Raw genomic sequence first — 4,696 nt, forward strand, 5'->3', positions numbered from 1 at the left:
GTGGGGACAGGGTGTGGGGTGTGGGCTTCGGCCGTGAGCTCAGCGTTCGACCGAGCTCACGCCGAGGTCCGAACGGGTGTGGGGTGTGGGGTGTAGGGTGTGGGGTGTAGGGTTTTACCCATTTTCAGGCGGTCAATTACCTAATTTTCAGGGAAAAAGTCCCGGAATTTTCCCCCCTATCACTCCCAGATACGGTACTTTTTGATTTCCCAAAAAGTCTAAAAGTCTTACCCAACACGGTTTTTAGATTTATTCAGCAAGCTCTAGTTAAGCTCTACTGAATTTAAACCGCCTCTTGGGATTTTTAGTACAAATGCTCAGGCTTCCTCTCCCAACTCCGGCACTCCGGTGCAGTCTTAACGAGTATCAGTTTCCAGTTTACCCACTACTTTTTGGGGTTAATTTTTTTGGGCTTTATTTGACTTGACCAGAGGGGGGTCGCAGGCGCACGGATTTTCCATTATCTATATAATATCATGTCAAGCGTTAGTTAGCAAGAGAAAATTTTTAATTGGGAGCGAAAGATCGAAGGACGAAAAACCAGTACATCTATACCGAAATATTTTCAGAATGATAACGATTCTCACCGACTGTGATAAGATCAGAATCATAATCAGACTCAGTTAATCCGATGGGTAAAAAATTCCAGTTAACAGCGATCACTTTAACCCTGACTATAGCCAGCTTAACAGCTTGTAGTGGTCCCTCGGTCAAGGAAGAGGAAGCAAAGACACCCTTACAGGTGACAGTGAGTATCGTACCGCAGGAATATTTCGTCAAACGCATCGGCGGTGATAGAGTCAGTGTTAATGCCATGATTCAACCCGGGACAGATCCGCACACCTATGAACCAAAACCCGAACAATTAAAAACCACAGCCCGATCGCAAGCCTACTTTAAAATCGGTGTATCCTTAGAAGATGCCTGGAAAGATCGCTTAAACAGTGTTAACCAACAGATGTTAATCGTCGATACCAGTCAAGGAGTAGATAAAATCCCTTTGACAGCAGAACATGATCACGATCATAACCATGATCATAATCACGATCATGATCATGCCAAGGCAAAAACAGAGCAAGCTGGAAAAAACACCCTAGATCCCCATATTTGGTTATCCCCAAAACGAGTCAAAGCACAGGCAAAGACTATTTATCAAACCCTAGCACAACTCGATCCGGGTCAGGAAGCTATCTATCGAGCTAACTTGGAAAAATTCAGTCAGGAATTAGACGCATTAGATCAAGAAATTCGGCAAAACTTGGCAGGGATTAAAAACAAAAAATTTATGGTATTTCATCCCGAATGGGGCTATTTTGCCCAAGATTACGGTTTAGAGATGATTGCGATCGAAATCGACGGTAATGAACCCAGTGCTGCCCAGTTAAGTCAACTAATCAAACAGGCCAAAAAAGAGAATATTAAAGTTATTTTTACTCAACCAGAATTTAGTCAGAAAAGTGCCGAAACTATTGCTAGGGAAATTGGGGGACAGGTAATCCCTATCAGTGCCTTTGCTGAAAATTGGAGTGAAAACCTGCGACAAGTTTCCCAAAAAATGGCCACAGTTTTAAATCAGTAATTGCTTGTATATGTCAACGATCATTACCATTAATAATCTCTGGGCCGGCTACGAACAGGAACCTATCCTCGAAGATATTAATTTAACCATTGAAGAATTAGATTTCCTGGGAATTATCGGCCCGAATGGAGGAGGAAAAACTACCCTCCTTAAGGTTTTACTGGGATTAATTAAACCTTGGCGGGGAGAAGTCAGTATTTTGGGGCAAAGTGTCCAAAAAGGTCGGGAATTAGTCGGTTATGTGCCGCAGTTTGTCGAATGCGATCGCTCATTTCCCATCACTGTGGGTGAGGTGGTGAAAATGGGGAGATTGAGCAGCAAAAAACTCTGGCAAGGCTATAGTAAAAAAGATGAGTTAAGGGTAGATAAAGCTTTAGATAGTGTGGGAATGTTAGCGTTGAAAAAAAGGTCGATTGCCGAACTTTCGGGAGGACAGCGCCAACGGGTTTATATCGCTCGCGCTTTAGCGGTAGAACCCCGTCTCTTGATTTTAGATGAACCCACTGCTAGTGTCGATCCCCAAATGCGTGCTAGTATTTTTTCCCTGTTGCAAGAATTGAATGAGTGGATGACTATTTTAATTATTTCCCATGATCTGGGAACCCTATCTACCTATGTTAAATCGATCGGTTGTCTCAATCGTCGTCTCTATTATCACGGCCAAAAATCTCTCACTACCGCTATGCTAGAACAAGTGTATTGTTAAAAGTTTTCTCCCTTTCTACTGTCAAAACCCTTGACAAATCCCCGCACTTGACAGATACTTATATATATAATGGGAATCCGTGCCTGCCTGCAAACCCTCTTTTTTCAGGTTAGATAAGCGTCAAAAAAATAAAAACCTAATACCTGACCAGCGCTAAAGACTTATACGAACAAGACTATCTTGCTTGGTTAGAAGAAACGGCCAAACAACTGCGACAAAGACAGACAGATGTATTGGATTGGGGAACCAACAGAGACAAAAATTATTATTATTAGTTGTAAATTTCACTATGACTAGGCTCAATGTAATCGCTGTTATTTTGTTGATTAAACTTTAAAATTGTCATTGCTTGGGATAGGAACGCCAAGGGCGATCGCTTACAATAGGGGGAAAACTTTTAGAAAGCAACCTTTATTACTATTCTTACTCATGCCCACTCTATCAAGCTTCTATGGAATAAAAATCACCATGAACTATAACGATCACAATCCGCCTCATATCCATGCCGAGTATCAAGATTATGAAGCAGTTATAATGATTCACACAGGTGAAGTTTGTGGTCAAATGCCCAAAAGAGGACTAAATCTAATATGGGAGTGGCTTGATCTACACCAATCTGAACTATTGGAGAACTGGGAAAATGCGCGTCAAAGAAAACCTCTTAACAGAATCGATCCCCTTCCCTAAAAAGGAGCTATTTCTTCATGTTATCTGTGTGGAATATCTGGATAAGTATCAATTAAAGCTAACCTTTAATAATGGAATAGAAGGGATTGTAGATTTAGAACAAGAATTGTATGGAGAAATCTTTGAACCCTTAAAAGATAAAAGCTTATTTCAAAAAGTATATGTCAATAGTCGGACAATAGAATGGCCAAACGGAGCAGACTTTGCCCCTGAATTTTTATTTGAAATTGCTCTCGACAAGCAACCGGTTAGTATGGTCGGTGATCGTGTAGGGTACGCTAATAAAATGTAACTTACCAAATTGTTTTTTTAACGATAATTATCTGATTTGCGATTATTTTGGACTTTAGTGCGATCAGGTTTTCTTCTCATGGTGTGATCGCTTTTTGGGGATGAGGAGAGGCGATCGCTAATTGCCGTCTTGACTGAAAAAATAGTTACTTAACGCGCTTTTTTGCTTTTAATCATGACGAATTTGTAATTATTCTGCGTTACGCTAACACATCCTAGCGTGCTACTATTCTGGTCAGTGATTCTTGACAGTAACCAGACGCGATCGCAGATTCAGACGGATCAACAGTTTCCCAGTGTCGGTAGTCAGACAAAGAGACTTTTAGTTAATGCTGATGGTTCTGTGGATATTTATTTCGGGCCGAAACCGCCTGCTGGTAAGGAAAATAACTGGGTACAGACAAATCCGGGCACGGGTTGGAATAGGATTCTTCGGCTTTATGGCCCGCTTGAGCCTTGCTTTGATAAGACTTGGCGACCAGGGGAGATCGAGTTATTGAAATAGTCCTATCCAGAATATTTCTTGATCGCCGATCTGTAGTACTATTAAGATCAGCGATCGCACTCTCAGCCTGGATGAAAGAGGGCTTACGCAGACGCGCTATATCTAGTGCTTTATCGTAAGTCCTGTCTCAATACCATAAAGTGCGATCACTAACTAATCATTTAGAACTTTGGCAACCACACAGACTGCCCCTGCAATCGCAACGGTACCCAAGACAACTGGATTAACAGCAGATGCTGCCAAAATAACTGTACCCACAGTAGGGCAAGAACCCGCGGCCGCTGTCCCCAGAGTAGCAAGAGCACCTCCTGTCATTATTCCAGCTTGTGTAACTGCTCCCACAGCCGCTACTCCGACTGTAGTACTCCCCACAGCCGCCGCTCCACCTACTATTACATTTCCTAATGCTTGTCCTGCTTGAGCAGTATTTTGTTGTACTGCACTTTGTACGGACTGTTGCAGAGAAGAATTGTTAGTTACTTGATCTGCAACTTTATGAGCAAACTCTAGAGGATCTTTAAAATCTTGGAAGAAATCAGACACTGTTTTTTCATCCTATATCAATCACTTCTATGTATACTTTAGCGTATCGTTATCTTTTTGTCAATATTTTTTGTAACCGTTCAGGGGGGGTTGTCAAGCAGCCAGTGCGATCGTGGATCTTGTAGGGTGCGTTAATGAAATGTAACGCACCTAATTGATTGTTATTCACCGTAATTATCTGATTTTTGGGATATTTATGAATGCGATCACTTTGGCTGTTGAAAGTGCGATTATTTTTAGAAGTGCGATCGCCTGCCCTGAGATTAATCTCTCAACAAAGCTCGAAAACCAGCTTGCTGAAAATGAATATCCGTTGTTAATGCTTCCGTTATTCTACGCTCTTCCATTACAATAAAAGAAATACAGTCAACAATTCCCCAATTTT

6 protein-coding genes and 1 pseudogene are annotated in these 4,696 nt (G+C 41.7%); 6 read left to right on the top strand and 1 reads right to left on the bottom strand.

The genetic code is table 11. The features are described from left to right. Window positions 1-631 precede the first annotated feature (631 nt). The 6 genes and pseudogenes from ACOCD9_RS17925 (at window position 632) to ACOCD9_RS17950 (ending at window position 3,768) form a co-directional block, all read left to right on the top strand. Window positions 632-1,579 (top strand): metal ABC transporter solute-binding protein, Zn/Mn family, encoded by a 948-nt coding sequence (locus ACOCD9_RS17925; RefSeq protein ID WP_287700182.1) that lies wholly within the window; start codon window positions 632-634, stop codon window positions 1,577-1,579. Between the two features lie 10 nt (window positions 1,580-1,589). Further along, window positions 1,590-2,285, top strand: coding sequence for a metal ABC transporter ATP-binding protein (locus ACOCD9_RS17930; RefSeq protein WP_149979722.1), 696 nt, complete (start codon window positions 1,590-1,592; stop codon window positions 2,283-2,285). Between the two features lie 143 nt (window positions 2,286-2,428). Continuing rightward, window positions 2,429-2,527: pseudogene (locus tag ACOCD9_RS17935) on the top strand (DUF29 family protein); the annotation flags it as partial. A 187-nt stretch (window positions 2,528-2,714) separates the two neighbouring features. Beyond that, entirely contained in the window at window positions 2,715-2,972 is a 258-nt protein-coding gene (locus ACOCD9_RS17940; RefSeq protein ID WP_002792623.1) for a DUF4160 domain-containing protein, read from the top strand. Then, window positions 2,926-3,264: a DUF2442 domain-containing protein gene (locus tag ACOCD9_RS17945; RefSeq protein ID WP_419548102.1), complete on the top strand. Its 339-nt coding sequence runs from the start codon at window positions 2,926-2,928 to the stop codon at window positions 3,262-3,264. Before ACOCD9_RS17940 ends, ACOCD9_RS17945 begins: the two co-directional genes overlap by 47 nt. A gap of 219 nt (window positions 3,265-3,483) precedes the next feature. Next, the gene (locus ACOCD9_RS17950) at window positions 3,484-3,768 is read left to right on the top strand and encodes a DUF1214 domain-containing protein (RefSeq protein WP_419548103.1); all 285 of its coding nucleotides are present in this window, start codon (window positions 3,484-3,486) and stop codon (window positions 3,766-3,768) included. Window positions 3,769-3,921: 153 nt separating this feature from the next. Here ACOCD9_RS17950 and ACOCD9_RS17955 read toward each other — a convergent pair whose 3' ends face one another. Next, window positions 3,922-4,311 carry a hypothetical protein gene (locus ACOCD9_RS17955; RefSeq protein ID WP_288115892.1) on the bottom strand — a complete coding sequence of 130 codons (390 nt, stop codon included), beginning with the start codon at window positions 4,309-4,311 and terminating at the stop codon, window positions 3,922-3,924. Between the last annotated feature and the right edge of the window lie 385 nt (window positions 4,312-4,696).

This window comes from Microcystis sp. (genome assembly GCF_048564745.1).
GTDB lineage: Bacteria > Cyanobacteriota > Cyanobacteriia > Cyanobacteriales > Microcystaceae > Microcystis > Microcystis ichthyoblabe_A.

What these genes read in the sequence shown, in the direction of transcription:
- ACOCD9_RS17925 (WP_287700182.1), top strand. Translation starts at nt 632, where the DNA reads ATGGGTAAAAAATTCCAGTTAACAGCGATCACTTTAACCCTGACTATA.
- ACOCD9_RS17930 (WP_149979722.1), top strand. Translation starts at nt 1,590, where the DNA reads ATGTCAACGATCATTACCATTAATAATCTCTGGGCCGGCTACGAACAG.
- ACOCD9_RS17940 (WP_002792623.1), top strand. Translation starts at nt 2,715, where the DNA reads ATGCCCACTCTATCAAGCTTCTATGGAATAAAAATCACCATGAACTAT.
- ACOCD9_RS17945 (WP_419548102.1), top strand. Translation starts at nt 2,926, where the DNA reads ATGCGCGTCAAAGAAAACCTCTTAACAGAATCGATCCCCTTCCCTAAA.